Genomic DNA, 26,163 nt, shown 5'->3' on the forward strand with positions numbered 1-26,163 from the left:
CGTGCCTGTTCACGGTGCGTCGCTAGAGCTTCCCCTCGGCCAAGACCGTCCCGCCCGGCGACTTGCTGCCCGCCATTGGTTCCTCGGTGACGCGCACCATCATCGTGTCCGCTGGCAGCGGCATCCACACGTTGTCGTGCGGGTCCTGGTCGATCACGCCGGCCGACCGGGCGGCACCGTGTTTGTCGATCGACCAGACCTGAGCGCCCATGCCGTTCTTTAGCACTGGCGCACCGTTAACCATCGCGCCGCCGGAATCCATCTGCTCAGATATCACCACGTCCAGCGTGGATCCATCCGCCTTCAGCGAAATGCTGCGCACATCCCCCATCGCCATGATGGAGTGCATGTGGTCTTCCGCTTCCGCGCCCTGCATGAACGTTTCGGCGCCCCTGCCGTCCGACAATGCCTCCGGGGAGTCTCCCTCGCCGCCTTCGGCAGGCTGCTTCGCACCGTTCTCCGCCAAGCTGGAATCCTCGCCGGAGCTCCCCCACAATCCAGTGGTGGTGCCTACGATTCCTACTCCGGCCAGCAGCACGACCGCTGCGGCTGCGGCGAACCCAACGCGCGCAAATCCGCCGCGGGGCTTGATCGACTCGTCCTCGGCGGCGCTGGAATCCGCAGCCGCCTTGGCCAACGGCACAACGTTGCTTTCCTCGTTGTTTTCTTCGCTCTTTTCAGCGCTACCTTCACCCGGCGCGAACTGCGGAAACTTGCCCGAGGCGATCGCATCCATAATGTCTGATTTCAGCTTCGGCGAAGGCTCTACGGGTTCCGCCAGCCCGGCCAGGTCGGCTTCTAGTTCGCCAAAGTCCGGCTTTTCGTCTTTCATGAGGCACCCCCTTCCGCCAGTGCGTCGCGTTGTTCTTTAAGGATCTTCTCTAGCTTCCGAAGCCCATCGCGCACGCGCGTCTTCGCAGTTCCCAGCGGTACGCCGGTGGTTTCCGCCAGTTCCGCGTGCGTCATATCGCCGAAATACGCCAGCAGAATCGCGGTTTTGTGCGGCTCGCCCATGATCTCCAGCGCGGTCCGCACGGCGTGGCGCTGCACGTTCCGTAACGCTTCGTCTTCCACGCTTTCTTTCTTTATGGACGCCACCAGGAACGCCTCTCGGTCATCCCTTTTCAGCGTGGAAATGGCACTTCGAACGCGATCAATGGCGCGGAGCCTCGTCCGGCGCAGAATCCAGGCTTTCGCCGACCCTTTTTCTGGGTCGAAGTCGCCCGCGTGTTGCCACACTTCGATGAATACCTCTTGGGCGACTTCCTCCGCCTGGGCTTGGTCCTTGAGGATGTGTACCGCGAGGCCTAGTACCTGCGGGGCAATGTCGTCGTAGAGACGCGCGAAAGCTGCCGCATCACCCTGTTGGGTGAGCAGCATCAAGCTCTCGAGTGTTTCTCTATCGACTACTGCCACCGGTCTCATCGTAGTGCGTCGCGCAGACTACTTTTGTTCCGTCCAGTGATTAGACCTAGTGATTGTGCTTACCCTGCAGGTCCGGCATCATGCTTTCGTCGGTCTCCATCATGTTTTCCACCTTGTCTTCCATTTTGCCGTCCATCTTGTCGGACATCTTCTCGTCCATCTTGTGATCCATCTTCTCGGACATCATGGCGCCGGACTCTTCCATCTTGTCCCCGCCCATCTTTTCCTCAGTCATATTTTCGCCGGTCATCTTGTCGTCGCTCATCTTCTCTTCAGTCATCTTGCTTTCGCTGGTCATCTCGGAAGAGGAAGACGTTTCGGACTTATCGGCATCCTTGTTGTCCTCGTTGCACGCAACCAGACCCAGGCCCATCACACCGGTCAAAGCCACTGCAACGGCAGCGCGCCCGACGGAGAGTCCGGTTGCACGGGTGTTGTTTCCACGGTTGGTCTTGCGAGTGTTCATTCTTAATTACTCCTTCGGAATGGTCAGAGTGCACTTTCTATGCAACGTGCATGGTTCACGCTGCCCCTTTCTAAGGCAGCTTCATGAGTACATACGAAGCCAACACCAACATCGGATTGGAAGTTTCTAAAGAAATTTTTCTCCAATCCATTTCCCGCATGTGCTCCGTAGTCATTCACATAACTCGTTTGTAGGAGCGCCCCGGCGATGCACGCGGTGGGCGTCAATAAGAAAGAAGAAGAAGGAGCACAAGAACATGGGATGGGACATCGTCCTGATTGGGTTGATCGGCGGGTTGGTGACGGGCATTTCGCCGTGCATCCTGCCGGTGCTGCCGATCGTGCTGGCGATCAGCGCGGATACGCGACGTAAGCCGTGGCTGGTGGCGACAGGTATTGGACTGAGCTTTACGCTGGTCACGCTGCTGGGAACACTGATCCTCAGCGCACTGGGGTTGCCGAAGGACCTGCTGCGCTGGGCGGGCGTGGTGCTGCTGGTGCTCGTGGGTCTGAGCATGCTGTGGCCCGCGCTGGGTGACCAGCTGGAACGGCCCTTCGCGCGGATCCGGATTCCAGGGTGGATCCAGCGGATTACGACGGGCGGCGGCTCCGGGTTCGGCATCGGTTTGGCGCTGGGTGCGGTGTATTCGCCCTGCGCAGGGCCGGTGCTGGCGGCGGTGACCGTGGCGGGCGCTACGGGGCAGATCAGCTGGGGCAACGTGGTGCTGGCGGTCAGCTTCGCGGTCGGCGCGTGTACTCCACTGTTCTTCTTCGCCCTGGCTGGCAAGCAGATCGGCACACGGGCGGACTTCGTGCGTTCCCACCGCAAGGGCATCTCTTATGGCGCGGGCGCGCTGGTGATCGTGCTAGCAGTGGCTATTGCGTTCAACGCTCCGGCGGCACTGCAGCGGGCGCTGCCGGATTGGACTTCAAGTGCCCAGGAGAAGTTCAACGCTTCCGACCGCACCCGGAACGCGTTGCAGCAGGCCAACGGCGGTGGAGCGGGCAGTCTGGAATCTTGCCGGACCGCCGCACCCGATAGGTTGCAGGACTGCGGACCGGTGCCGGCTTTCGCCGGCCTGGAGGGTTGGCAGAATACCGAAACGCCTGTGGACCCGCGCCATCCGGCGAAGGTGAACGGCAAGCAGAGCATCACCCTGGTGGACTTCTGGGCTTATGCCTGCATCAACTGCCAGCGCGCCAACGAGCACATAACCAAGCTTTTCGACCGATACCGGGATAGTGGACTGCAGGTGGTGGGCGTGCACGCCCCGGAGTACGCCTTCGAACACGAGGCCTCCAACGTCGCCGCCGCCATCCGCGACCAGGGCATCCACTACCCCGTCGCGCAGGACAATAACTTCGCCACCTGGCGTGCCTTCAATAACCGCTACTGGCCTGCGCATTACCTGGTGGATCACACGGGCAAGGTTCGCCAGATCCACGAGGGCGAAGGCTCTTATGCAGAGACCGAACGCCTGGTTCGCGAGCTGTTGTCGGCGGCCAATCCGGGCATCGAGCTGCCTTCGCCGGTAGAGGAAGGTGGGGATTCTTCTCATGACGCCACCAGTTCCCGCCAGCGGAACCCCGAAACGTACTTGGGCACGCGGCGCGCGGAGTATTTTTCTAATCCCGCGGGTGAGTACAAGAACGGGACTCACGAGTTTGCGAAGGTGCAGCCGGAGGCTCTGCACTACAGCTTGGAGGGCAAGTGGAAGTTGGCGGAACAGTCCATCCGCCCGGTAGATGAACCAGCGGTGTTGCACCTGAACTACCAGGCCAAGCGCGTGCAGCTGGTGGTCTCTGGCCGGGGTGAAATCTCCGTGGCCTACGGCGACGGCACTACCCGCCGCTTCCCCATCAACTCGGATGGCACGGTGGACATCCTGCGCAAACCCGAGCAGCAACAGGGCGAGCTGAGCGTGCGCGCTGGTAAGGGCGTGGAGCTCTACTCGCTGACGTTTGGGTAGTGCTGGCGGAATTTGCGGTATCCCACAGACCTTTCGCTACAAGGCAGTCCGGCAGACAAGCGTTCGATTATCGAATGGCATACCAACTGGGATGTCGCACCCCGTCACTAAACTGAGCTCTACACCCACCGGAATGGAGGACTAGGACGTGGCCGTCAATTTCAACACCATCCGAGGCGTCGATCAGTGGGTTGATGCCTTCCCTGAGCAACTCCAACCACTTGATTCTGCTCAGCGCGCCGACCTTGCGGAAGCCCTAGCGCTCGGAGTTCATGAGGGGTGGAAGCCTACTGCCGAAGATGTCCAAGCGCTCGCCGACCAGGCAGCTGGAAAGCGACCCGAATTAACCATTCAGGACTGCATGGAGGCTGCGAAAGAATCTACAAAATCCGAATGACTTCTGTCTGATCTAGATGACATCACTGTCGAATTCAAAAGGCAACACCATGCGAAATCACCGGCGACGAGGCTGCGCTAGAAGTTATCGAATCCAGCGGCTACGGTGACCGCGAGCGTGCCAAGTGCCTAGCCGTCTCCTCAAGGATTCCGACTTTGCATCAAACTGAGAATCAAAGTGTCAAACTCTGAACGAAAGTGCGACTTTCAACGAATCGTTTCATAGTTTCATTCACACTTAGACTCCAACCGCTACTCGCGGCTGTAAACCGTCGCTTTTCGTCCCTGACCCCCGACCATGGACACGTATCCCTGTGCGAGGAGTGGATCAAGTGCGTAGCGGACCTGCGCAGGAGACAGACTCGTCCTATCCTGCAACTCCTTCATTGTCGCTGATCCGTTCAAGCCAATGGCTTCATAAACTTTAGGAACGTTTTTTCCCAAGGATCGTAGAATCTGCTCGTCCGTGCTCTTACGACGCGCCTTATCGCCAGAACCGGTCTCCTCTCCGACGGCGTAATAGACGCCGTCTTCGTAATTAAGGAACCCATTATCCGAGAGCTGATCAAGCATCCGTCGACATGCTCTCTCGCCCAACGGGGCGTACATCTGCACGATGCGCTGCCGCGTCGCCCCGCCCTGACTACGTAGATTCACCAGTAGATCTTCTTCAATCGGAACGAGACGCCGCTTTCCTTGTCGTTGCAGATCCTCGAGCCATTTATCCTCGATCTCACTGAAACGTGAACCGCGGGGAAATAACACTTTAAACGTGACACCGGTATCGATGAACTGCGGCTTTGGCAAACGAGCCTCCCTCGTAGCAGTGAGAATCTCTTGAATTCCACCACCTTCACCCTCGATGACGCGCTCACCATCCGGCGTCCTTAGATAGCGTGCAATCTCATAAAGCCGCTTGTTTACAGGGGCTTTGGTCAGCTCCGGGCTTTCCAGCTGGGATGCGGATAATCCACGCAAACCACCCGGGCTGACCACTACAAGCATCTTCTCCGTAATTCGAACCTCTACTTTATTGCCCACCTCCACGGATGGCCCCAGATCCCGGTGAACCAGGGCATTCGCCAGCACCTCTCGGATAGCCGAAGGCGGAAACTCCGGTTCATCGACAAGATGGCCAATTTCCGTATACCTGCTCACCGTGTCCGAGTTTTGCCTAATCCAGTTCATAATCTCCACAAGCATCACCGGCAGTGGACCTTCAATCTCCTTGAGATTTTTATGGCGCCCCATTCCATCACCTCGAGCCAACCTCACCGCGACAGTTGCGCCAAGAGCAGGTTCAACTGACTGAGGCAGATAACCGAGCGCATACAGACCTCCCAAACGAAGATTGCCCTGGTTATCAGTTACGTTAGAAATTTGGAGCAACTGTGAGTCATCGTCAATCCTGGATAGGCGAGTTCTAGACTGGCGCACCGATTCGATAAAGCTCCTTAGCACCTCGCCATCGAGCACACCAGTATCGGTTCCATGAACAATCTGAAAATCGAAGTGCGTTTGTTGGCTAGCCGTTAGCGCAGAGAGCTCTAGCATCTTTAGATCGTTAGAGTTCATCTGATAATCGCCGTCAGCTTGACGCAGGTACGCCTTGTTCTTGAACCTTGCCGGTTTCTCTGTCGGTGTCAACGGTGTGACTTCCACCACCAAAACGTGTTTTCCGTCAATAATGTGGTGAAAGAACTCAAGCTGCGGGGCCGGCTTCACTGAAGACCGGCTGACCGATGCGATCGCCTTCTGCATTTCCGCTGGGTTTTCAATACCCGTGACTTCAAAACCTTTTCGCTCGCTAACGCCAAGAATGATCGCGCCAGCTTGCGGCATATTGGCAAATGCGCATAGCGTCTCGCCGATGTTCTCCGGAACACCTCCTGCCGCGGTTTTACATTCAACAAGAGTCGTGTCATCCCCGAAGGCACGGAGCTCCCTGATCATTTCTGCAAGACGTTCGGCATTCCAGCTCATGATGATCAGTCTAGATCACTTTTCACACTTTCACTACCTGCTCATTCACAGTTTGAACCTCAAAGTGCGAATCAAAGTGTTAAACAACTAGCAGTTTCACACTTTGATTTATGAGTTTGGACTTTAACCCTTAACCCGAAAGCGCTCTGGACACCACAGATACAAGAAGGGTTAATAGACAAAAAGGGATGCGGACGGAGGGTTACAGCACGTACATATTGCCATAAATCTGCTCATCCCGTGAGCTGGCGGAATCTAGTCGATGTAGATGTTATTGACGAACGAGACTGGCCTGGAAAGCAAGAGAATATTAAAACACTCCACTGCAAACCAAAAGGTTAAACTGGCGAAATGACCATGTCAATTGACTATGTGCGCTGGATTGGAATTGCAGCGTGGACCAGTGGTTTAGCCATCCCACGAAACTGCCAGGCGTTGGCTGTTCTTCCGGGGGATTCTCCCAGAAGAATCTTAATCCAGAGCGCCGGGGGACGCGCCACAACATTCGAGGACATTGAGCGTGAGTACACACATATCCAGTGGTTGCTAGCTGGAGCTCCTAGTGATGAATCTGTGCTGGATTATGTGAACCACCAGCAGCTCTGTTTAACGCATTATGGCCTCATCGACCATGACTTCGCCATCCTGGATGTCAGCGATAGCGCGTGCGGGAGCAAAAACTACTCCTTCAGGCAGTCGTCTGCAGCTGATCGCCGCCCCGACTACAGTCCCAAGGAAGCATTAGCTGCAGCTCAACGCCTCAGCAACTCCGCGATAGGATCGGCTCTTTCAGAACATATTCCTGCCTGGAATTTGGCCGAGTCATTAGGGCTGCTAGCTCTTGCTGTTCGTGAATACTTCACGGGCGCGGTAGTACGGAAACTTACTCGGAAATATGTAAAGGATCTTCGTTCGGATTCTCTGAACACCCAGGAAGTTCTCGGTTGTGGCCGCCTCGCCTATAGTGTGGCGTTTAAAGTTAATGATGACTCTGCAACCACCGCTCCGGTGATCACCCTGCACGTTCAGGAAGATGATCCTCTTTTCACAGCATCTGTGTTGAGGCACATCGTTGACCGGGCACAGGCTTTCGCTAGCGCATGTGGAAGTAGCGTTCATTGCGAGTCGGTATTCCACAACATCATTTTCCACCAGGCGTTCCCTAGCACCGTCCATGAACCGGATGCTGAAGAAACACCAATCATTCTGTACCGAATCCCGCTCAGCGCTGAGCTTCTCCCTGTCCAATCCTTAACGCAGGTGTTGGGTGACAGCGCCGCCCGCACAGCCGATAACGCACTGAGAGAGCCTCCCCAACGGAGTTTGCTAAGTATTCGTCGACTCCCAGATAGCGGCATCATACGGGTACACAGCTTCATCCCAGGAACAAGCATCGTCGATCGTGCAATTCACCGCGGCGGCTATCTCGCATCCTCGGAGCTTGTTTCTAGATTACAACAGGAAAAGGCGATGGCTGATCCTGATTGTCTCGCCGCAGCTGTAACACCGATGCTGATCTGGGAATCTCTCAGCACTTGGGGTCTCGCATCCGACAGCACCGCAGGTTCAGTGTGTTCCGTGCTTAGCGTGCGTGCCAATAGCACTTCCGCTGTGGAAGGTTCCATTCATCAACCACTGCTGACAGTTGAGGTCGATGAGCAGGCGCCACTCGGCACCGTGGCACATGACGTGTGTGATGTTCTCGGTGACCTGGGCATCGATTCCTTTACGGACTTCCCGATTGAGTTACTGTGGCTCGATCCACCGAAAGAGGCCGGCGTCAGCACCTCCTCTCCCAACGCTGCACCCCCACAAGCCACGTCGCTGGAACTCCCCATCTTATGGCCCCGTGCGTTAGGGGCACGATCAATAGCTGTCACAAATCAGGCACTCGCGCTCGCCGCCGTTCGCCGTGCTCTGCGCCACTGTTGCACCAAAGGCCTGTCATGGATCGGGGTAGCTCATGCTAGAAAAACCTCTGCCAGTGAGAGGCATCTGATTAGGGTGGCGGTCGCGTTCGAGTCTGAATACGCAGACAAAGTGGCCGTCAATCAGGAATTGACCCTCGCACTGAATGCGGTTTTTGCCGAAAACTCTATCGGCCCACATGTCACGTGCGAGGTTATCGATGCTAACCAAATAACCGACGTTTCAACATGGGTCACGGCGGCTGGGTACCATCCCGTCACTGGTTTCCTGCCTGCATATATTCAGCTTGAACACCTCAACACCGGCTATGCACCAAATTCTTGATCGCTATCACCCGAGGATTGATACCCATGCTGGGGTGGTCTGAGAATTAGGTTCAGTAGGCTTAAGCGACTGCCTGCTGCTTTTTCTTCCAATTCTCCGCATACCTGCCCGGGCTGAGATAGCCCAACACCGAGTGCGGATGTTCAGAATTGTACCGACGCGATCACCAGTCAAGCATGACCCTGGCGTGGGTGAGGTCCTCAAAAAGATTATCCTCACGTAGCTCGTCGGGCATTCGATGGGCCGAAATGACCGCCTTGCGCATTGATTCCATTGATTTCGATACTCGCCGCTTCGATATTCACCGCACGGATGAACACGATGGTGGAAAGTACAAGGACGGCACTCCAAGAAAACCACAAACGGCGTACTGTACCTTTTCCGAGCACTCTCGTACCGGAGCTTCGAGAGTTGACGAAGAACAAAGCACCAGGAGATCGGGTCTTTCAATCAGACCGGAGAAAGCGGCGTAAGAGAATCCCCGTGTAAAACCAGTGTGAAACAAAACAGTCAGGGCTTTGCTAGGACTGTTCCCGGCAAAACCCTGACCTGCGTTTTTAGTTGTGGAGCATAGGAGAATCGAACTCCTGACCTTCTGCTTGCAAAGCAGATGCTCTACCAATTGAGCTAATGCCCCTTGACTATCGAACCAAGCTTCCGAAACTATATCAGACGCTCAAGTCTCTAGTGAAAAGTGTTCGATGGTGGGCCTAGGAGGACTTGAACCTCCGACCTCTTCGTTATCAGCGAAGCGCTCTAACCGCCTGAGCTATAGGCCCTCGAACGAGTAGAAACATTACCCACCATTCCAGCCAATCACCAAATCGCCTGGTTAGATGCGGTTTTTGTGGTTGGAAAGTGGGCGTCAGAAATACTAGAAAGACTAGCGATCCAGCTGGATGCGCACACCGCCAAGAATGCTGGACGACGCGTTGTAGATCAGCGCGGCAATGGGCGCAAGAAGGGTGAAGAGAACGACCTCGAAAAGACCCAAGGCAACAACACCACCGAAGTACATACCGGCAGAGAACCCGGAGGAGTTCGTGAGGTCACCGACAAGCGAATCCAGGCGATCCCACGTGCCCGCAGCGCCGAGGATGATGTAGATCAACGCCATCGCCACAAACCACACCGCAAACAGCGCCAGATTGAAGATCAGGGCCATCTTGAGGGCACTGATTGGCTCGATGTACGTGACGGTGCGCTGTACGCCTCGCTTGGCCGGGTTGCCGGACTTGGAGGGCTTGTCCGTGGTGCTCTTGTCCTGAGCGGCGTTCGCTGTGTTAGCGGCGTTGCTTGCGGTGCCGGAGGTGTCGGCGGTGTCAGCCTGGGGCTGCGACGGCTGGGGTTGCGCGGGCTGAGACTGTGCGGGCTGTGCAGGCTGAGCGACCTGCTGAGCCTTGGCAGTCTGCTCGGTCGCTGCTTTATCCGCGGGCTTACCGGCATTCTTGGCGTTACCGGAGTTCTTGGTATTGCCATTCTTACCGGTATTGGGCTTGCCGGTCGGCGGGGGCGTTTTGTGCGTCATCGCATCTCCGTACTTGTTCGTACTCGTCGGTGCTTTTTTGTGCCTTATACGACAGTAGCCTAGCGGTATCGACCGCCAGGCTACTTAGAGTTAGGGATTACCCAACAGGCTTACTCGGCTCGTTCCGCCTGCTGGGCCTACCTGGACTACTTGGAATCTGCCTCTGCCTTCGCGGTGGCCTCGGCGGACTCTTCAGCCTCTTCCTCCACGTTGCGGTCCACGGCAACCAGCTCGTTGCCCTTAGCTAGATCCACCAGACGCACGCCCATGGTCGCGCGGCCACTGTTTCGGATCTGGCTGACTTCGGTGCGGATCACACCGCCGTTGGAGGTCATGGCCAGGATCTCGTCGTCGTTGTTAACCGTCAGCGCGCCGATCAGCTTGCCACGCTTCTTGTCGTACTTGAACGCAACCACTCCCAGGCCACCGCGCCCCTTCGTCGGGTACTCCTCCATCGGGGTGCGCTTGCCGTAACCACCAGAGGTAGCCACGAACAGGGACGAACCTTCCGACACGACCGTCAGGGCCAGCAACTGGTCTTCCTCGCGGAAGCGCATGCCCTTCACACCAGCGGTGGCGCGGCCCATCGGGCGCAGCGTTTCATCGTCAGCGGTGAAGCGCATGGCCTGACCCTCCTCGGAGACCAGCAGCAGGTCGTCCTCGGCGGTGCAGAGCTGCGCACCGACCAGGCGGTCGCCTTCGTTGAGGTTGATGGCGATCAGGCCACCGGAACGGGCCGTATCGTAATCCGTCAGGCGGGACTTCTTCACGCGGCCATGCGCGGTAGCCAGCACCAGGTACGGGGCATCCTCGTAAGACTGGATCTGGATGACCTGTGCGATCTGCTCGCCCGGCTGGAACTCCAGCAGGTTAGCCACGTGCTGGCCACGGGCCGTGCGGGTGGCCTCCGGCAACTCGAAGGCACGCAAGCGGTACACGCGACCGAAGTTGGTGAAGAACATGATGGTGTCGTGCGTAGAGCAGACGAAGAAGTGGCGCACCACATCGTCCTGCTTCAGCTCGGCGCCGCGCACGCCCTTGCCGCCACGGCGCTGGCTGCGGTAACTATCCACCTTCGTGCGCTTCGCGTAGCCCGTGGAAGTGATCGTCACGACCACGTTCTCGCGGGCGATCAGGTCTTCCTCGGATACGTCGCCGGAAGCGGCGATGATCTGGGTACGGCGCTCGTCACCGTACTTATCCACGATCTCTGCCAGCTCGGCGCGGACTATGTCGCGCTGGCGCTGCGGGGATTCCAGGATCGCCTTCAGATCAGCGATGGTCTCCTCCAGCTCTGCCAACTCGTCGATGATCTTCTGGCGCTCCATGGCGGCCAGGCGGCGCAGCTGCATGGCCAGGATATGGTCGGCCTGAACCTCGTCGACATCCAGCAGGTCGATCAGGCCGGTGCGGGCCTCATCCACCGTCGGGGAACGGCGGATTAGGGCGATGACCTCATCCAGCATGTCCAGTGCCTTCACCAGGCCACGCAGGATGTGGGCGCGCTTCTCGGCCTCATCCAGGCGGTACTGGGTACGGCGCACGATTACGTCGATCTGGTGGTCCACGTAATGGCGCAGCATCTGGTCCAGGCGCAGGGTGCGCGGCACGCCGTCGACGATGGACAGCATGTTGGATCCGAAGCTGGTCTGCAGCTGGGAATGCTTGTACAGGTTGTTCAGCACCACGCGCGGCACAGCGTCGCGCTTCAGGGTAATGACGATGCGCATACCCACGCGGTCGGAGGATTCGTCGTCGATCTTGGAGATGCCGGCGATCTTGCCATCGCGGATCTGCTCTGCGATCGAGGCCACCAGGTTGTCCGGGTTGACCTGGTACGGCAGCTCGGTGATGACGATGATCTGGCGGTTGCCCTCTTCCTCGATGCTGGTCACGCCACGCATGCGGATGGAGCCACGGCCGGTGCGGTAGGTGTCCTGAATACCCTTGTCGCCGACGATCAGGCCGGCGGTCGGGAAGTCCGGTCCCTTCACGCGCTCCATGCAGGCTTCCAACGCGTCGGCCTCTTCGGCCTCCGGGTTGTCGAGCAGCCAGTAGATGGCCGCCGCCAGCTCGTTCAGGTTGTGCGGCGGGATGTTCGTGGCCATACCCACGGCGATGCCGCCGGAGCCGTTCATCAGAAGGTTCGGCACGCGGGACGGAAGCACGGTCGGCTCGGTGGTCTTGCCGTCATAGTTAGGCTGGAACTCGACGGTGTTTTCGCGGATGTCGCGCACCATCTCCATCGCCAGGGGCGTCATGCGGCACTCGGTGTAACGCATGGCGGCCGCGCCGTCGTTGCCACGGGAACCGAAGTTACCCTGGCCGTCGACCAGCGGGTATCGCATCGACCATGGCTGTGCCAGGCGCACGAGGGTGTCGTAAATCGCGATGTCGCCGTGCGGGTGGTAGTTACCCATCGTGTCGGCGACGGGCTTGGCGGACTTCACGTAGCTGCGCTCGGGGCGGTAGCCGTTGTCGAACATCGCGTAGAGGATGCGCCGGTGCACGGGCTTCAGACCGTCACGGACTTCGGGCAGGGCGCGTCCGACGATCACGCTCATGGCGTAATCGATGTAGCTGGACTTCATTTCCTCCTGCAGATCGATGGGGGTAACCCGATCAAAGAGGTTGTCGCTACCGTTGTTGTCGTCGCTCACTGTTTTGAGAAGCCTTTCTGTTTAGCCTTCAGACCTATCCATTCTACCCCCTTGTTGCGGGTTTACCGTGCTTTGAAGGCTTTGGGACGCCACCTTTCCCGCCCCTCTAAGGGAATTCGAAACGCGAAACTCGGCACCGCTCGATCCATTTTTCTTCGCATGAATTCGCAGGTCACAACCGCTGCACCCCTATATGTGGGTATCCCTCTGGGGCTGATGTGAATCTTGCGCACAGCTGAAAAATGGCTTTGACCTCTTGATTTATCAATAAGTACCCAATAAATGCCCTGGACAGGCGTTTTTGTAATTTCTAACGCTGACAAACCAAAAAGCAGAGATTAGCTTTAAGAATGTCCGACGTTTCACCTCGAAGCCAAATGGTTTGGCTACACACGAGAACACAGGAGAAAAACATGAAGCTGTCTAAGAAGATCACCGCTACCGCCGCTGCTACCGCTCTGGCTTCCGCAGCCCTGCTGACCCCGGTCGCTAACGCCGAGCCGACCTCCACCACCGACACCGCCACCCAGCCGACCGACACCGCCACCCAGCCGACCACCGCCACCACCACCCCGGCACCGTCCACCACCACCCCGGCACCGTCCACCACCACCCCGGCACCGTCCACCACCACCCCGGCACCGGACAAGGACAAGGGCAAGAAGGAAGTCGAGCTGACCGAAAAGCAGAAGAAGATCGCTGCCGGCGTTGCAGGTGGCATCACTGCCCTGGGCGTTCTGGGTGCAGTCCTGGGTAACTCCGGCGACAAGGCTGAGGATAAGGCTAAGTCTGAAGAGAAGAAGGACGACAAGAAGAAGGACGATGCCAAGGCTGAGGCTCCGAAGGCTGACGCAAAGGGCGGCGAGAAGGCTGACGCTAAGGGCGAGGCTATGCCTGAGGCACCTGCCGCTGAGGCAAAGGGCGAGGCTATGCCCGCAGCTCCGAAGGCTGAGGCTCCGGCAGAGCGCAAGGTTCAGCTGGCTAACACCGGCGTTAAGCCGGAGATCTCCATCCTGGCTGGCCTGGCTCTGATCTCCATGATCGCCGGCGCTTGGATGATGTTCGCTCGCCGCGAAGCATAAGGCACGCTTCTCAAGGCACCAGCGACAACGTTCGCTTAAGCACTAACCCGCGCCCCTTCACAACCCGAAGGGGCGCGGGTATTTGCGTTCTTTAGCCGCCACCCTGGCTACTTGGCGATCTCTCGCCAGAATTCCTCCAGCCGATCGGAAACCAGCTTCGGCTCCCGCGCCCACCGGTTGTGGCCTAGCTGCGAATCCAGCTCCTCCACCTTCACCTGCGCCGCCGGAAGCTCGTCCGCCAAGTGCTGCGCCGAAGCCAAGGGACAATCCTCATCATTGGCACAACGCGTAAACAGCACCGGCAAACGCACGGACTTCTTCGCCTCTTCGTAGTCCATGTCCTGATCCCGCAGCTTATGCAGCCGGTTCGTCTGCCCGTAGCGGAACCACTCTCGAAGTTGAACCCCCGATTGCCGGCCATACCCCGCCAAATCCAGCGCACCGGCGGGTTGATATCCGAACAACAGAATATTCAGCATGATCTGGTAAGTACCCCATTGCAACCGCATGCGCTGCTTCCCCTTAAACCCCTTGTAGTATGGCGTGCCGGAACCCACGCCCATCATTCCGCGAATGCCCAGCTCCTCGGCCTCGGGTCGGGCAAGAAATAGCGAGCCGATCTGTCCGCCCATCGAATGGCACAGCATTAACGTGGGGTGATTTCTATTGACGCCCAACGCCTCCTTCGCCGCCCGAATCGTTCGCGGATAATCCCCAGAAGCCAGATGGTGGTAACCCCACTTGTGCTTTCGGCTGGCTCGCGCCGTGGACGAACCCTGGCCACGCAATTCGCCGGTAATCACCGGGAATCCGCGGTCGGCCAACTCCCATGCAATGGGGTCATAATAGCGGGCACCCATTCCAAAGCCGGGCCACACCACAATCACGGGTCGCGCATGATCCCACGCAGCATCCACTGGGCTGTGTGCTGGGATTGTGGCGTGGCCGGGGGCGGTGGCGTCACTACCCTCCCCTACCTTCGGCGTACCGGGTAGAAACAGGCGCACCTGCGAGGTGGTGCCGTCCGCCATCGTGACCGGCAGCAAAGCAGGCTCGCGGCGCTGCGGAGTTCGAGTGGTTTTCGCTTGGTGTTTCGAATCGCTCACAACACTTGATTAAACATCAAGGAAGCGAACGTCGCGGGCGTTCTTGGTGATGAAGCTGCGGCGGGCCACAACGTCGTCGCCCATGAGGACGCTGAAGATCTCATCGGCAGCGGCCGCATCCTCCAGGTCCACGCGGCGCAGGGTGCGCACCGTCGGATCCATGGTGGTCTCCCACAACTCCTTGGCGTTCATCTCGCCCAGACCCTTGTAGCGCTGGATGCCGTCGTCCTTGTTGATCTTGCGGCCCTGCGCCAGGCCCTCTTCCAGCTGCTGGTCGCGCTCGCGGTCGCTGAAGGCAAAGCCCGGCTCGCCCTTGGCCCACTTCAGCTTGTACAGCGGCGGTTGGGCCAGGTAGACATAGCCTTCCTCCACCAGTGGGCGCATGAAGCGGAACAGCAGGGTCAGCAGCAGCGTGGCGATGTGCTGGCCGTCAACATCAGCGTCGGCCATCAGCACGATCTTGTGGTAACGCAGCTTCTTAATGTCAAACTCGTCGTGGATGCCGGTGCCCAGGGCAGTAATGATTGCCTGGACCTCGTTATTCTTCAGCACCTTATCCATGCGCGCCTTCTCGACGTTCAGGATCTTGCCACGCAGCGGCAGGATGGCCTGGTACATGGAATCGCGACCGGACTTTGCGGAGCCACCTGCGGAGTCACCCTCCACGATGTACAGTTCGCTGAGCTTCGGGTCGCGGGAACGGCAGTCCGCCAACTTACCCGGCAGGCCACCGATGTCGGAGGCCGATTTGCGGCGCACCATGTCGCGCGCCTTTCGGGCAGCATCGCGTGCGTGCGCGGAGGCCACTGCCTTTTCGACGATGGCCTTCGCCTCGGCCGGGTTGGCATCCAGCCAATCCGCCAGGTGTTCATTCACTGCCCTTTGCACGAAGCCCTTGATCTCGGTGTTTCCGAGCTTGGTCTTCGTCTGACCCTCGAACTGCGGATCACCGACGCGCACGGAAATGACGGCCGCCAGGCCCTCACGCACGTCATCGCCGCTGAGCTTTGGATCCTTGGCCTTCAGCAGCTTGTGGTCGCGGGCGTAGCGGTTCATCAGGGAGGTCAGCGCCGCACGGAAGCCTTCCTCGTGCGTGCCACCTTCGAAGGTATTAATGGTGTTCGCAAAGGTGTGAACGGACTGGCTAAAGCCACTGTTCCATTGCAGGGCAACCTCTACCTCGTGATCTTCCTCGGCCACGTCGAAGGAGACGATGGTCGGGTGGATCGCGGTGCGCTTGCGGTTGATGTAGGCGACGTAATCCTTGAGGCCCTCCGGGTAGTGGAATACGCGCGTGCGCGGGCCCTTTTTCTTCTCCGCCTCAGCGGCCTTTTCCTCCGCGGACTTCGGAGCTGCCGCATCCTCGGCTGCGCTCTCCAGCTCCTCGTCGTCCTCGAGGTGCTCGCGCTCATCGATCAGCTTGATGGTCAGACCCTTGTTCAGGAAAGCCATCTCTTGCAGGCGCTTTGCCACCGTGTCGAAGTTAAACTCGACGGTCTCAAAGATCTCCGGGTCCGGCCAAAAACGCTGTGTCGTGCCGGTGCCACGGGCCTTCTTGACCTGCTGCAGCTCCTCGGGCACCGCCATCTCGAAGTTTTGACGCCACAGGTACCCATCGCGCTTAATCTCAGTTTCCATGCGGGTGGACAGGGCGTTAACCACCGAAATACCCACACCGTGCAGACCACCGGATACTGCGTAGGAGTCCGAGTCGAACTTACCGCCGGCGTGCAGCTGCGTCATGACAACCTGCACGGTCGGCGGGCCAGTCGGGTGATCCTCCACCGGGATGCCACGACCGTCATCGACAACCTGCACGCCACCGTCGGCCAGCAGCGTAACGCTGACCTCCTTGGCGTAGCCCGCCATAGCCTCATCAATCGAGTTGTCCACAACTTCCCACACCAGGTGGTGCAGGCCGCGCTCACCGGTGGATCCGATGTACATACCTGGACGCTTGCGGACAGCCTCCAGGCCTTCCAGGATTGTAATCGAGCTCGCGCCGTAGTTGCTTTGCTTCTGTGGTTCAGCCACGGTGGGTCAAACTCCTTTTCTCGCGCGCGTAAATAACCACCCCATTCTACCGCGTCGGAGCCCTAAAGGCGCCATTGGACAGGCCGTTTGGGCCGATCGATGTGCTGGAAACCTTTATCCGAAGTCATCCCGTGGGCCACGACCCTTCACGCGGAGCTTGCCATACTTCGGTCGCCGGATGTTCGGTCCCTCGATCCGCAACTGCGCCACCACGTCCTCCCCGGCACGCTTGGCGATGGCCTGCAGAATCACGGTCTGCATGTACCGCAGTTGCGTAGTCCACGGAGTGGAATCGCACTCCACCACCAGAATCTGCGCCTCTTCCTCGTAACGCACCGGCCGGGTGTGTTCAGCAATCTTGTCGCCCACCAGCTCCGGCCAGGCGTTCATGATCCGGGCGACACTGACGCGCTGCTGCCAGCCCTGGCGCTTGATCTCCCGCCCGATTAGCGCACCGAAACGCTTCGGATCGCGATAGCTGCGGTCAAGGCGCCCATCCAAACGTGTCTTGTATCTGGTGGATCTACCAGGTGTTTTCTTCTTGTCCTTTCTTGGTGACGCCACCGTCGGCAACTCGGCCTGCGGGAAACCGCCAGCCTTCTTCATAGCGGCGAGGGCCTGGGCTACCGGATCAATCGCCATCGTTCTCGCCACCCTTCACGCTGCGCTCCGCGACATCCTCAACCTCAGTAGCTCCCGTGCCGTCGGTGGCAGAAGCCTTGAGCTCGTCAATAGTGTAAATCTTCGCCGCATCCCGCAGTGCCTCTGGGATGTCTTCGTCCACCGCAGCCGTGATGAGGACTTGCTCGGCGCTGGAGATGAGGTCGATGAGGTGGTGGCGTCGAGAAGAATCAAGCTCCGCGAAGACATCGTCGAGGATAACGACGGGCTCAACCCCGTCCCCGCGCTGCATAAAGAAGGCAGCGAGGCGCAGCGACAGGGCGAAAGACCAAGACTCGCCGTGGGAGGCATAACCCTTGGCGGGTTGCTGACCGAGCATCAATTTCAGATCATCGCGGTGGGGGCCGAGCAGCGTAGTTCCGCGTTCGACCTCCTGGGAGCGCTTAGCGGCGAAGGCCTGCAAGAGCGTGGCCTCAGCGATCTCGGGGCTGAGCAGTGCCGTTGGCTGGTCGGGTTCGCTGGTGCCAAGGTAAATGCCCAGATCAGCCAGTTCCGGATCAATGGTCGAGGTGTAAGCCATGTGCGCCGGACGCGACTGCGGAGCCAACGACTGGTAGGTCTGCTGCAGATGAGGAGCCAGATCATGGACGATCTGCACACGGGCTGACATGATCTGCGCGCCGAGCGCGGCCAATTGCGTATCCCACACGTCGAGGGTGGCAAGAGCCGACTCGGCATCAGTTTTGATTTCCTCCGAGAGGTTGTGGCTAGCCCCCTTCGGCGCGCCGACAACAAGGCGCAGGGCAAAGGCCGACTGACGAAGCAGGGCGTTGCGCTGGCGCAGGGCCTTGTCGTAGTCCGCTTTCACCGCAGCTAGGCGCGGGTAGCGGGCGATCATGATCGTATCCAGGAAATGGCGGCGCTGCTCCGGCTCACCCCGGATCAAAGCGAGGTCTTCCGGGGAGAACAACGTTGTACGAACCACGCCAAGGATTTCGCGCGGAGAGTTCATGGCTGCCCGATTGATGTGCGCACGGTTGGCCCCCCGCGCCCGAATAGCCAGATGAGCAGTGAGTTCGCGACCGTTGTTGACAGCAGTGGCGGATACGTTGGCTAGATCCGCGCCACGCCGCACCAGGGCCGCATCAGTGTTGACGCGATGGGAGCTGAGGTGGGCCAGATATCCGAGAGCCTCGACAATATTGGTTTTACCGTGGCCGTTGGGGCCGGAAAAGATCGTGATGCCAGGCTTCAGTTGCAGGTCGAGTTCCTTCCACGACCTGTAATTACTCAGACGAAGATTCGAGACATACACGGTGAGTCAACGGTAACGCGTCGTTTAACGTCGTTTAGCCCGGAAGGCGAACCGGCATCAGCAGGTAAGTGAAGTCGGTTTCCGGGGTAGCGAAGTTGCCTTCTGCATCGGCTTCCGGCAGGTCACCCGGATCTGGCAGCAGAATCGCCGGGCGGGAGGCCATGGTGAAGCCAAAAACAACGCGCGGCGTGTGGATAGCCGCCAGGCCTTCCTTGAGGTAACTCGGGTTGAAGGCAATGACCAGCGGTTCGCCGGCAAAAGCGCAGTCCAGGGTTTCCGTCGCGGAACCAACATCGCTACCGCCCGCGGACAGGGTGACGGTGTTGTCCTTGAAGTCCATGCGGATCTGCGAATTGCGCTCGGCGACGATGGATACGCGCTTGATGGCCTCTTGCAGTGGGGCGATTTCTACGCTGGCTAGAGCCGTGTGGGTCTTCGGCAGCAGGGGGCGGAACTTCGGGAATTCCGCGTCGAGCAGGCGGGTGGTGGTGTGGCGGGATTCCGTGGAGATGCCGAGCAGGCCGTCCGCACCGATGTCCTCGCCCGTACCCACAGCGATCTCGATCGGATCGGTGTTTGCGGGATCCATGGAACGCGCTGTGTCAGCCAAGGTACGGGCCGGGATGAGGAGCTTCGCCTGCGCATCAGCCTGCGCAGGATTCCACTGGAAGCTGCGGACTGCCAGACGGAAGCGGTCGGTGGCGACCATAATGACATTTTCGCCGTCGATTTCGACATGAACGCCGGTGAGCATCGGCAGGGTATCGTCACGACCTGCAGCCACTGCGACCTGCGCAATCGATTCTGCAAACAGGTTTGGATCGATGGTGCCAGTGACGTCCGGGAGTTCAGGTAGAACCGGGTAGTCCTCGATCGTCATTGCTGGGAGTTCGAACTTAGACTTGCCAGTCTTGAGGGTCACGGTGGTGCCGTCGAACTCGATATTGATCGGTTTATTCGGAAGGGAACCGACGATATCGGAGGCCAGCTTGCCGGCGACGAGAATCTTGCCTGGTTCGTTGACCTCTGCATTGATGCGTACGCGGGTGGAGACTTCGCGATCGAATCCGGATAGTTCCAATCCATCGTCATCCGCAACGATCATCACACCGCGAAGGATGGGCTGGGTCGGCTTGCTGGGCAGGGAGCGGGCTACCCAACCAAGGGCGGATGCGAAGTCATCCTTGGGAACAATGAAACTCACTGTCTGGCTATCCATGCTCAATTTAACTCCCGTGCTTTCGTGGCTGCTCTCGTTGCTCATACGCGCGAAGCGCATGTTGAGGTTCGTCTGATCAAGATTAACCCACAAGCTCTATTTCTGTTTATTCCCTTTTATTTAAAGAGATAGCAGTCGTAGTAGGTGTTGTGGATCCTGTGCACAAAGCCTAATCCATGCAGTTCGCAGGCCGTGTCGGGATGTTGATGTCTCGGTGGACAAACTGTGAATAACGCTTCTCGCCTGTGGATAACTTGGAAGGCAGGCGGGTTGTACACATGTCATCCACTGCTATATCCCCAGTTTAGGTGCGGTTTTCCCCAACGGTTCAGGGAACGTCTTGTGACGTGTCTAACCTTCACTGCTTTTCCGGTTCGCTGCGAAGCCATGTTCGCCTTACCCCCTAAATTACAAAATTGAAATTACACCTGTGGAAAACCCTGTGGAATTGTGGATAACTCGCCCGAGTCGGGTGCTGTCCAAGGTCAGGGCACAACGAGTAATCCCCAGCCTGGCTGTGGATAACTAAGCAAAACTGGGGATAACTGTGAGTAACTTGGGGCTCACACCCGGATAGCAACAGCGGCTAGGGGGTACAAAGCCACATTGTGGGATTAATCCCGGGCATGAGACTTGATCTTTTGGGTGAGCTCTTGCACCTGATCGAATACCTTCTTGTTCTCCGACAGGGATTCCCGCACCCGTCGCTCGGCATACATGACGGTGGTGTGGTCGCGCCCACCGAAGGAACTTCCCAGCTTCGGCAGCGACAGATCCGTCAATTCGCGGCACAGGTACATGGCGATCTGCCGGGCCTGCACGAACTTCTTGGCTCTTCCCTTACCGACAAGTTCGTCGGTGGTGAGGTTGAAGTAGTTCGCCACAACTTCGATAACGTGCTGAGGCACGATCTCCACGTCCTGATCCGCCGGCGAAATGTCACGCAGCGCAATCTCGGCCGTCTCCACGGTCAGCGGTTCGTGGCTCAGGGCGCAATAAGCAGTCACGCGGATAAGAGCACCGTCCAGCTCACGAATAGATTTCTCGTAGCGGCTGGCAATGAGGACCTTCACGTCTTCCGGAAGCTGCACATTGTCCGATTCCGCCTTCTTCGTCAGAATCGCAATGCGCGTCTCCAGATCCGGGGTCTGAACATCTGTAATCAACCCGCCTTCGAAGCGGGTGCGCAGGCGATCCTCCAGGGTGGTCAGCTGCCGCGGCGGCCGGTCGGAGCTCAGCACAATCTGCTTGTTGGCTTGGTGCAATGCGTTGAAGGTGTGGAAGAACTCCTCCTGCGTGGATTCCTTGTTCTGCAGGAACTGGATGTCGTCGACGATCAACATATCCAGGTTGCGGTAGCGGCGTTTGAAGGATTCGCGGGTGTCATTCGCAATGGAGTTAATGAAGTCGTTGGTCAGTTCCTCCGAGCTCACATACTGCACCCGCATGTTTGGCTGTAGCTCTTTGGCGTAGTGCCCGATGGCGTGCAACAAGTGCGTTTTGCCCAATCCGGATTCGCCCCAGATAAACAGCGGGTTATACGCCTTGGCCGGAGCTTCAGCGACTGCGCGGCAGGCGGCGGCGGCGAAGTTGTTGGAGGAGCCGACGACGAAACTGTCGAACGTGTAGTTCTTGTTCAGCAGGGAGTCGCCATCAAGGCCGTCATTGAAGTTCGACGAAGGTTGCGTCGGCGAACTGTGGCGCGCAGCTGACCTGTAGGTTTGCTCCGAGGTTGCCTGCTCTTTGTGTGTCCAATGCCGCGGCGTGGGCGAAGGGTTGGGGTCGATTCGGTTCTCGCTCGCCGAGTACTGCCCCGCTAACTCATCCGCGTCGTGCTCGCGGCGCTGTTGTGCTTCCTCCGTGGTTGTCTTGTTCTTTTCCTCGGCCTGTGTGACGAGTTGTTCGACCTCTGTATTCGAAAGGTCCTCTGCGGTTGCTACGGACTGTGGTGTGGACGCCCCTTCGTGGGTACCGCGCCCAGTTTCACCAGTGCCGTGGGTAGTTTCCTCTGCATCGCTGTCCGCAGAATCACCATTGGTGCTGGTGATGGCAAGGCTGACGGACAGATCTAGCCGGGTTTTTAGGACGTGTTTGATGGGATCGATGAGGTCTTGCTCGATCGATTCCTTGGTCCACCTATTGGGGGTCTCCAGAACAACAATGCGACCCATGAGCCCCACCGGTTTAACCTTGCGCAACAGCGAACGCTGCTTTGGTGAAATCGCTGGTAGATCCGGGTCGGGGGATTCCGAGGAGCTATCAGCAAGCCAGTCGTGCATGATGGCATCCCACATGTCGGGGAAGTGCTCCTCGATGGAGAAGTTCGAATTACTCATAAGGTTTCCGGCTCAGTTGTTCTGTCGTGGGTGTGATTGTGCGTGCGTGGTTATCACTATCGGATAGCAGGAGTTAACTTTTGGGCTATCCAAAAGAATATGGGGGTGTTCGGGTGGCGAACAAAAGCGTGATTGAACCCGGGCTCGAAGATCGTTCTGTTCACTGCCTAGTACACAGAAGGAAATATCCTCTGTCCTGCGTTTCCACACAGTTATGCACACCTGTGGATAACTTCTTTCCACATGTTATCCCCAAGGTACAGGCTCCTTGTGGATAACTCTAATTGAAATCAAAAAAGCGGTCTGACCTGGCATAACTAGGTGTAAAGTAAAGGTTTAACCTTTGGGGGTGGAGGAGTTTTCCACAAGTTATGGAAATATTTGACGAACCAGAGAATCTTCTCTACACACCCGCACTTGACCCCACCGTGACCAGCTCATTTTCCCTCGTACAAGCCACCCAACCCCGAGGTGGGCACCACATAACAAGAGATAGAATCCCGAAAATTTGGCTAACTTCCATAACGCCACGTATCCTTGAAACGTCTATGGCAACTCATACATGGCAGTGGATCACCACGCTGCCTATCGGGTGCCTCTGGTACCGACGAAAGTCCTCTCGGATGTTGTTGGTACAACTGTCCACTTAAATTCGTGGGCGTACCGCTGGCATAGCGATGATCCCGGCCTCTACGTGCTGGGATGTTTGCTGTTATGCCTGTAGTGCGCTTACGCCTAAAACGTTAAGGAGTGAAGTACCGTGGCCAAGGGCAAGCGTACTTTCCAGCCCAACAACCGTCGTCGTGCACGCGTACACGGTTTCCGTACCCGCATGCGTACCCGCGCCGGCCGTGCCATCGTTTCCGCACGCCGCAACAAGGGTCGCAAGTCCCTGACTGCCTAACTAAGGCAGCGGCGCCTTTCCTTTCCCCATTCTTTTAAGGGGCGGGGGCGTAGAGGCGTCATAAAGAAAGTGCCACCACAGTGCTAGCTCCCCAGCACCGGCTTCGATCAACCGCCCTGTTCGGGCGAACGATTCGGAAAGGTCGGAAAAAGGGCAGCCGCACTGTGGTGGTTCATATTTTTGTGGGCGGGGGCGCGCGGGCGGAAGAGTTGCCGTTGCCGCTACAAGAAGCTTCAACAGCGGGACCACGTATGGGGCTGGTCGTCTCGAAGGCTGTGGGAAATGCTGTGACCAGGCACGATACATCTCGAAAGCTGCGGAATGCGTTTCGCACGGTGCTGGACGAAGGGGAAATCGAGTTCCCCGCGGGCACCTGCGTGGTGATCCGTGCCCTGCCAGCCATCGCCCGCGCAAGTAACGAGGAGTTGGTCGCTGATGTGCGAAGCTGCATCCGACGAGCACTCCGCTAAAGATGAATCTCAGGGGGGTTGGGGAACTCAGCTGGCGCGCCGTGCAGTCCTTGGTTACCAAAGTTATCTGTCACCCCTTAAAATGGGGCCAACGTGCCGTTTTGAACCTACGTGCAGCAACTATGCCCTTATCGCGCTGGGCCGCCATGGTCTGGTGAAGGGCACAGTGCTTACGTTGGGTCGATTGGCCCGCTGTGGGCCGTGGCATCCGGGAGGTTGGGATCCTGTCCCGCCTCGTCGTTCCCTACGCTTGTGGGTCAGGCAATGCCTGTCTCGCTGGCTTATATAGACCAAGTTCAGGAGAAACCTCGAGTCGCCATGGATTTTATTTATTATCCAGTGTCGGGCGTTTTGTGGTTCTGGCATAAGCTGTTCAGCTACGTCCTTAGCCCGGATTCGGGTATCACGTGGGCGCTAGCGATCATGTTCCTCGTGTTCACCATCCGTATTCTGTTGGTGAAGCCGATGGCTAATCAGCTGCGTTCCAGCCGCAAGATGCAAGAAATGCAGCCGAAGATGCAGGAGCTGCAACGCAAATACAAGAATGATCGCCAAACGCTGGCCATCGAGATGCGCAAGCTGCAGAAGGAGATGGGTGTAAACCCACTGGCTTCCTGCTTGCCGATGTTGGTCCAGATGCCGATCTTCCTGGGCCTGTTCCACGTGTTGCGTTCCTTCAACCGCACTGGTGAAGGCATCGGCCAGCTGGGGATGTCGGTTGAGGAGACTCGAAACACCCCGAACTACTTCTTCGGGGTGCACGAGGTTCAGTCTTTCCTGGACGCCCGTATCTTCGGCACTCCCCTTTCCGGCTTCATTTCTATGGATCCGAACAACTATCGCGCGTTCTCCGCCGATGGATCTGTTGATTTCACGCGTACGAACATCATCCTGGTCGTCGTGCCGATGATGCTTGTCGCATCTGTTCTGATGCACTTCTCTGCTCGCATGTCGATGGATCGCGCGGCGCAGCGCCGTAAGGCGAACCCGGCTAAGGCGAACGATCCGAAGGCCCAGCAGATGCAGATGCAGATGGACATGATGCAAAAGCTGATGCTGTGGTTCATGCCTGTTCTGTACCTGCTGGGTGGCTTCGCTTGGCAGGTTGGTCTGGCGCTATACATGGTCACTAACATGACCTGGTCCTACCTCCAGCAGTACTTCCTGTACAAGAAGATGGACGCTGAGGAAGAGGCCGACAAGGAAGCAATCGCCGCGTCCAAGCGCACTTCGGCACCGAAGGTTGGTGCCCGCCCGGACAACCCTAAGAAGAAGGGCAAGAAACGGAAGTAGCAGTAGCAGCATTAGCCGTCTCAGGCGAATAGCTGTCTTGCATTCCAAGGACCGTCACCGTTGTGGTGGCGGTCTTTTTGTTTTATTGACGCCCTCCCCTCCCCCGGTACCTATATCTTCTATCGTCGTTTTTCTTCGGATGCCGCAGCGGTCTAGAGCCTCCATGTTCGCAGGTGCTAGAAGAGAGCTCCTGGGTACGGGGTTCCGCTGCGGTGCCTATAGAATGGGTCGAGTAATAAGCGTTGGATGTTTCACGTGAAACGGTTACGAATGTTTCACGTGAAACATTGCTTGATTCCGAGGCTATTGGAGGAGTTTCTAGATGCCAGATCAGGATGATGCAAACCTTCAGAGCTCCGAACTGGGTGAACCGCCAGCTGCTGCCGAGGCAGTCTTTGGTGACCGTCTTCCACTAGCGCGAGCATATGCAGAGTTCCTAGCCACTGCCGGTATCGAAAGGGGTCTCCTTGGTCCGCGCGAAGTGCCACGCATTTGGGAGCGCCACGTACTCAATTCTGCAGTACTTGGGGAAGTGATCGAGGATGGCGCTCGAGTGATCGACGTGGGTTCCGGCGCAGGTTTGCCGGGCATTCCTTTGGCAATAGCCCGTCCTGACTTGCATGTCCAACTATTGGAGCCCCTCCTCCGTCGCTCTAACTTCTTGGCGGAGATCAATGACCAACTAGAACTCGGTTGTGAGGTGGTACGGGGACGGGCTGAGGAACCGGCAGTCGTTAAGCAATTGGGTGGAGCTGATGTGGTTACCTCCCGTGCAGTTGCGCCGCTGGGAAAGCTTGCGAAGTGGTCACTTCCACTCGTGCGCGTAGGTGGTTCGATGAAGGCGCTCAAGGGCGGTTCTGTGGCCGAAGAGCTCGAGCGGGATGCTAGGGAGATTCGAAAGGCCGGCGGTGGGAATGGAACCATCGAGATGGTCGGTGAGTCTAAGGTGGCAGAGCCAACCCACGTCATTATCATTCCGCGCATTAAGTGAGTGGTCTTACGCGGGTGTTAGGGGTGACTCTGGCTCTCGTTGTGGGCACTGACCCGCTGCATTATTCTTTACGTACACCCCGATGTTTCACGTGAAACATCGGACTTCGACC

Annotated in this window: 21 protein-coding genes and 2 tRNA genes; 9 read left to right on the forward strand and 14 right to left on the reverse strand. The window is 58.1% G+C overall.

Features of this window, described 5'->3' with window-relative positions; translation table 11 throughout:
- Nucleotides 1–22: 22 nt before the first annotated feature.
- From CRD15_RS03745 to CRD15_RS10100, 3 genes are read right to left on the reverse strand one after another with little or no spacing between them, the layout of a single operon-like run.
- Entirely contained in the window at nt 23–832 is an 810-nt protein-coding gene (locus tag CRD15_RS03745; protein ID WP_187401950.1) for an anti-sigma factor, read from the reverse strand.
- Nucleotides 829–1,425, reverse strand: a complete 597-nt coding sequence (locus CRD15_RS03750) for a sigma-70 family RNA polymerase sigma factor (protein WP_034966575.1) — start codon at nt 1,423–1,425, stop codon at nt 829–831. Before CRD15_RS03750 ends, CRD15_RS03745 begins: the two co-directional genes overlap by 4 nt.
- 46 nt (nt 1,426–1,471) lie before the next feature.
- Nucleotides 1,472–1,891 carry a hypothetical protein gene (locus CRD15_RS10100; protein WP_237743935.1) on the reverse strand — a complete coding sequence of 140 codons (420 nt, stop codon included), beginning with the start codon at nt 1,889–1,891 and terminating at the stop codon, nt 1,472–1,474.
- A 256-nt stretch (nt 1,892–2,147) separates the two neighbouring features.
- On the opposite strand from CRD15_RS10100, the gene CRD15_RS03760 reads away from it, so the two are divergent.
- Together CRD15_RS03760 and CRD15_RS10210 are read left to right on the forward strand one after the other, a co-directional pair.
- On the forward strand, nt 2,148–3,860 hold the full coding sequence (locus CRD15_RS03760) for a cytochrome c biogenesis protein CcdA (protein ID WP_187401951.1): 1,713 nt from the start codon (nt 2,148–2,150) through the stop codon (nt 3,858–3,860).
- A gap of 148 nt (nt 3,861–4,008) precedes the next feature.
- Nucleotides 4,009–4,257, forward strand: coding sequence for a hypothetical protein (locus CRD15_RS10210; RefSeq protein ID WP_034981397.1), 249 nt, complete (start codon nt 4,009–4,011; stop codon nt 4,255–4,257).
- 251 nt (nt 4,258–4,508) lie between these two features.
- On the opposite strand, the gene CRD15_RS03770 is transcribed toward CRD15_RS10210, so the two are convergent.
- Complete coding sequence (locus tag CRD15_RS03770) at nt 4,509–6,239, reverse strand: RNA-binding domain-containing protein (RefSeq protein ID WP_034977998.1); 1,731 nt, start codon at nt 6,237–6,239, stop codon at nt 4,509–4,511.
- Nucleotides 6,240–6,590: 351 nt separating this feature from the next.
- On the opposite strand from CRD15_RS03770, the gene CRD15_RS03775 reads away from it, so the two are divergent.
- Nucleotides 6,591–8,492, forward strand: coding sequence for a hypothetical protein (locus CRD15_RS03775; RefSeq protein ID WP_034981392.1), 1,902 nt, complete (start codon nt 6,591–6,593; stop codon nt 8,490–8,492).
- A 564-nt stretch (nt 8,493–9,056) separates the two neighbouring features.
- Here CRD15_RS03775 and CRD15_RS03780 read toward each other — a convergent pair.
- The 4 genes from CRD15_RS03780 to gyrA all read right to left on the reverse strand — a co-directional run bounded on the left by CRD15_RS03780 (nt 9,057) and on the right by gyrA (nt 12,680).
- A tRNA-Ala gene (locus tag CRD15_RS03780) sits at nt 9,057–9,129 on the reverse strand.
- Between the two features lie 65 nt (nt 9,130–9,194).
- Nucleotides 9,195–9,271 (reverse strand) — tRNA-Ile (locus CRD15_RS03785).
- 104 nt (nt 9,272–9,375) lie between these two features.
- Nucleotides 9,376–10,020, reverse strand: coding sequence for a DUF3566 domain-containing protein (locus tag CRD15_RS03790; protein ID WP_034981389.1), 645 nt, complete (start codon nt 10,018–10,020; stop codon nt 9,376–9,378).
- A gap of 146 nt (nt 10,021–10,166) precedes the next feature.
- Entirely contained in the window at nt 10,167–12,680 is a 2,514-nt protein-coding gene (gyrA, locus tag CRD15_RS03795) for a DNA gyrase subunit A (protein WP_187401952.1), read from the reverse strand.
- A 413-nt stretch (nt 12,681–13,093) separates the two neighbouring features.
- Here gyrA and CRD15_RS03800 point away from each other — a divergent pair, with 413 nt between their 5' ends.
- A complete protein-coding gene (locus CRD15_RS03800; protein ID WP_187401953.1) occupies nt 13,094–13,762 on the forward strand; it encodes a cell surface protein in 669 nt (222 codons plus the stop codon).
- 107 nt (nt 13,763–13,869) lie between these two features.
- Here the strand turns inward: CRD15_RS03800 and CRD15_RS03805 are convergent, their stop codons facing one another.
- From CRD15_RS03805 to dnaA, 6 genes are all read right to left on the reverse strand, one after another.
- Entirely contained in the window at nt 13,870–14,868 is a 999-nt protein-coding gene (locus tag CRD15_RS03805) for an alpha/beta fold hydrolase (RefSeq protein ID WP_269954926.1), read from the reverse strand.
- 9 nt (nt 14,869–14,877) lie between these two features.
- Entirely contained in the window at nt 14,878–16,902 is a 2,025-nt protein-coding gene (gene gyrB / locus CRD15_RS03810; protein ID WP_043011794.1) for a DNA topoisomerase (ATP-hydrolyzing) subunit B, read from the reverse strand.
- A 114-nt stretch (nt 16,903–17,016) separates the two neighbouring features.
- Nucleotides 17,017–17,544, reverse strand: a complete 528-nt coding sequence (locus CRD15_RS03815) for a DUF721 domain-containing protein (RefSeq protein WP_034993764.1) — start codon at nt 17,542–17,544, stop codon at nt 17,017–17,019.
- Nucleotides 17,534–18,838, reverse strand: a complete 1,305-nt coding sequence (gene recF / locus CRD15_RS03820; protein ID WP_187401954.1) for a DNA replication/repair protein RecF — start codon at nt 18,836–18,838, stop codon at nt 17,534–17,536. The genes CRD15_RS03815 and recF overlap by 11 nt, the downstream gene beginning before the upstream one ends.
- A gap of 34 nt (nt 18,839–18,872) precedes the next feature.
- Complete coding sequence (gene dnaN, locus CRD15_RS03825) at nt 18,873–20,057, reverse strand: DNA polymerase III subunit beta (RefSeq protein ID WP_034966757.1); 1,185 nt, start codon at nt 20,055–20,057, stop codon at nt 18,873–18,875.
- Nucleotides 20,058–20,671: 614 nt separating this feature from the next.
- A complete protein-coding gene (gene dnaA / locus CRD15_RS03830) occupies nt 20,672–22,393 on the reverse strand; it encodes a chromosomal replication initiator protein DnaA (RefSeq protein WP_034993770.1) in 1,722 nt (573 codons plus the stop codon).
- A gap of 760 nt (nt 22,394–23,153) precedes the next feature.
- Here dnaA and rpmH point away from each other — a divergent pair.
- From rpmH to rsmG, 5 genes are all read left to right on the forward strand, one after another.
- Nucleotides 23,154–23,297: a 50S ribosomal protein L34 gene (rpmH, locus tag CRD15_RS03835; RefSeq protein ID WP_005292556.1), complete on the forward strand. Its 144-nt coding sequence runs from the start codon at nt 23,154–23,156 to the stop codon at nt 23,295–23,297.
- Nucleotides 23,298–23,377: 80 nt separating this feature from the next.
- Complete coding sequence (rnpA, locus tag CRD15_RS03840; RefSeq protein WP_034993773.1) at nt 23,378–23,767, forward strand: ribonuclease P protein component; 390 nt, start codon at nt 23,378–23,380, stop codon at nt 23,765–23,767.
- Between the two features lie 31 nt (nt 23,768–23,798).
- Nucleotides 23,799–24,056: a membrane protein insertion efficiency factor YidD gene (gene yidD / locus CRD15_RS03845; protein WP_222866421.1), complete on the forward strand. Its 258-nt coding sequence runs from the start codon at nt 23,799–23,801 to the stop codon at nt 24,054–24,056.
- Between the two features lie 29 nt (nt 24,057–24,085).
- Nucleotides 24,086–25,060 (forward strand): membrane protein insertase YidC, encoded by a 975-nt coding sequence (gene yidC / locus CRD15_RS03850; RefSeq protein ID WP_187401956.1) that lies wholly within the window; start codon nt 24,086–24,088, stop codon nt 25,058–25,060.
- Nucleotides 25,061–25,382: 322 nt separating this feature from the next.
- A complete protein-coding gene (gene rsmG / locus CRD15_RS03855) occupies nt 25,383–26,051 on the forward strand; it encodes a 16S rRNA (guanine(527)-N(7))-methyltransferase RsmG (RefSeq protein WP_034993777.1) in 669 nt (222 codons plus the stop codon).
- The last annotated feature ends 112 nt before the right edge of the window (nt 26,052–26,163 follow it).

Origin of the sequence: Corynebacterium sp. LK28 (genome assembly GCF_014335105.1) — a bacterium.
Lineage (GTDB): Bacteria > Actinomycetota > Actinomycetes > Mycobacteriales > Mycobacteriaceae > Corynebacterium > Corynebacterium macclintockiae.

Coding starts and splice junctions, on each gene's coding strand:
- CRD15_RS03745 (WP_187401950.1), bottom strand. CDS start 832: ATGAAAGACGAAAAGCCGGACTTTGGCGAACTAGAAGCCGACCTGGCC.
- CRD15_RS03750 (WP_034966575.1), bottom strand. CDS start 1,425: ATGAGACCGGTGGCAGTAGTCGATAGAGAAACACTCGAGAGCTTGATG.
- CRD15_RS10100 (WP_237743935.1), bottom strand. CDS start 1,891: ATGAACACTCGCAAGACCAACCGTGGAAACAACACCCGTGCAACCGGA.
- CRD15_RS03760 (WP_187401951.1), top strand. CDS start 2,148: ATGGGATGGGACATCGTCCTGATTGGGTTGATCGGCGGGTTGGTGACG.
- CRD15_RS03770 (WP_034977998.1), bottom strand. CDS start 6,239: ATGAGCTGGAATGCCGAACGTCTTGCAGAAATGATCAGGGAGCTCCGT.
- CRD15_RS03775 (WP_034981392.1), top strand. CDS start 6,591: ATGACCATGTCAATTGACTATGTGCGCTGGATTGGAATTGCAGCGTGG.
- CRD15_RS03790 (WP_034981389.1), bottom strand. CDS start 10,020: ATGACGCACAAAACGCCCCCGCCGACCGGCAAGCCCAATACCGGTAAG.
- CRD15_RS03800 (WP_187401953.1), top strand. CDS start 13,094: ATGAAGCTGTCTAAGAAGATCACCGCTACCGCCGCTGCTACCGCTCTG.
- CRD15_RS03815 (WP_034993764.1), bottom strand. CDS start 17,544: ATGGCGATTGATCCGGTAGCCCAGGCCCTCGCCGCTATGAAGAAGGCT.
- dnaN (WP_034966757.1), bottom strand. CDS start 20,057: ATGGATAGCCAGACAGTGAGTTTCATTGTTCCCAAGGATGACTTCGCA.
- dnaA (WP_034993770.1), bottom strand. CDS start 22,393: ATGAGTAATTCGAACTTCTCCATCGAGGAGCACTTCCCCGACATGTGG.
- yidC (WP_187401956.1), top strand. CDS start 24,086: ATGGATTTTATTTATTATCCAGTGTCGGGCGTTTTGTGGTTCTGGCAT.
- rsmG (WP_034993777.1), top strand. CDS start 25,383: ATGCCAGATCAGGATGATGCAAACCTTCAGAGCTCCGAACTGGGTGAA.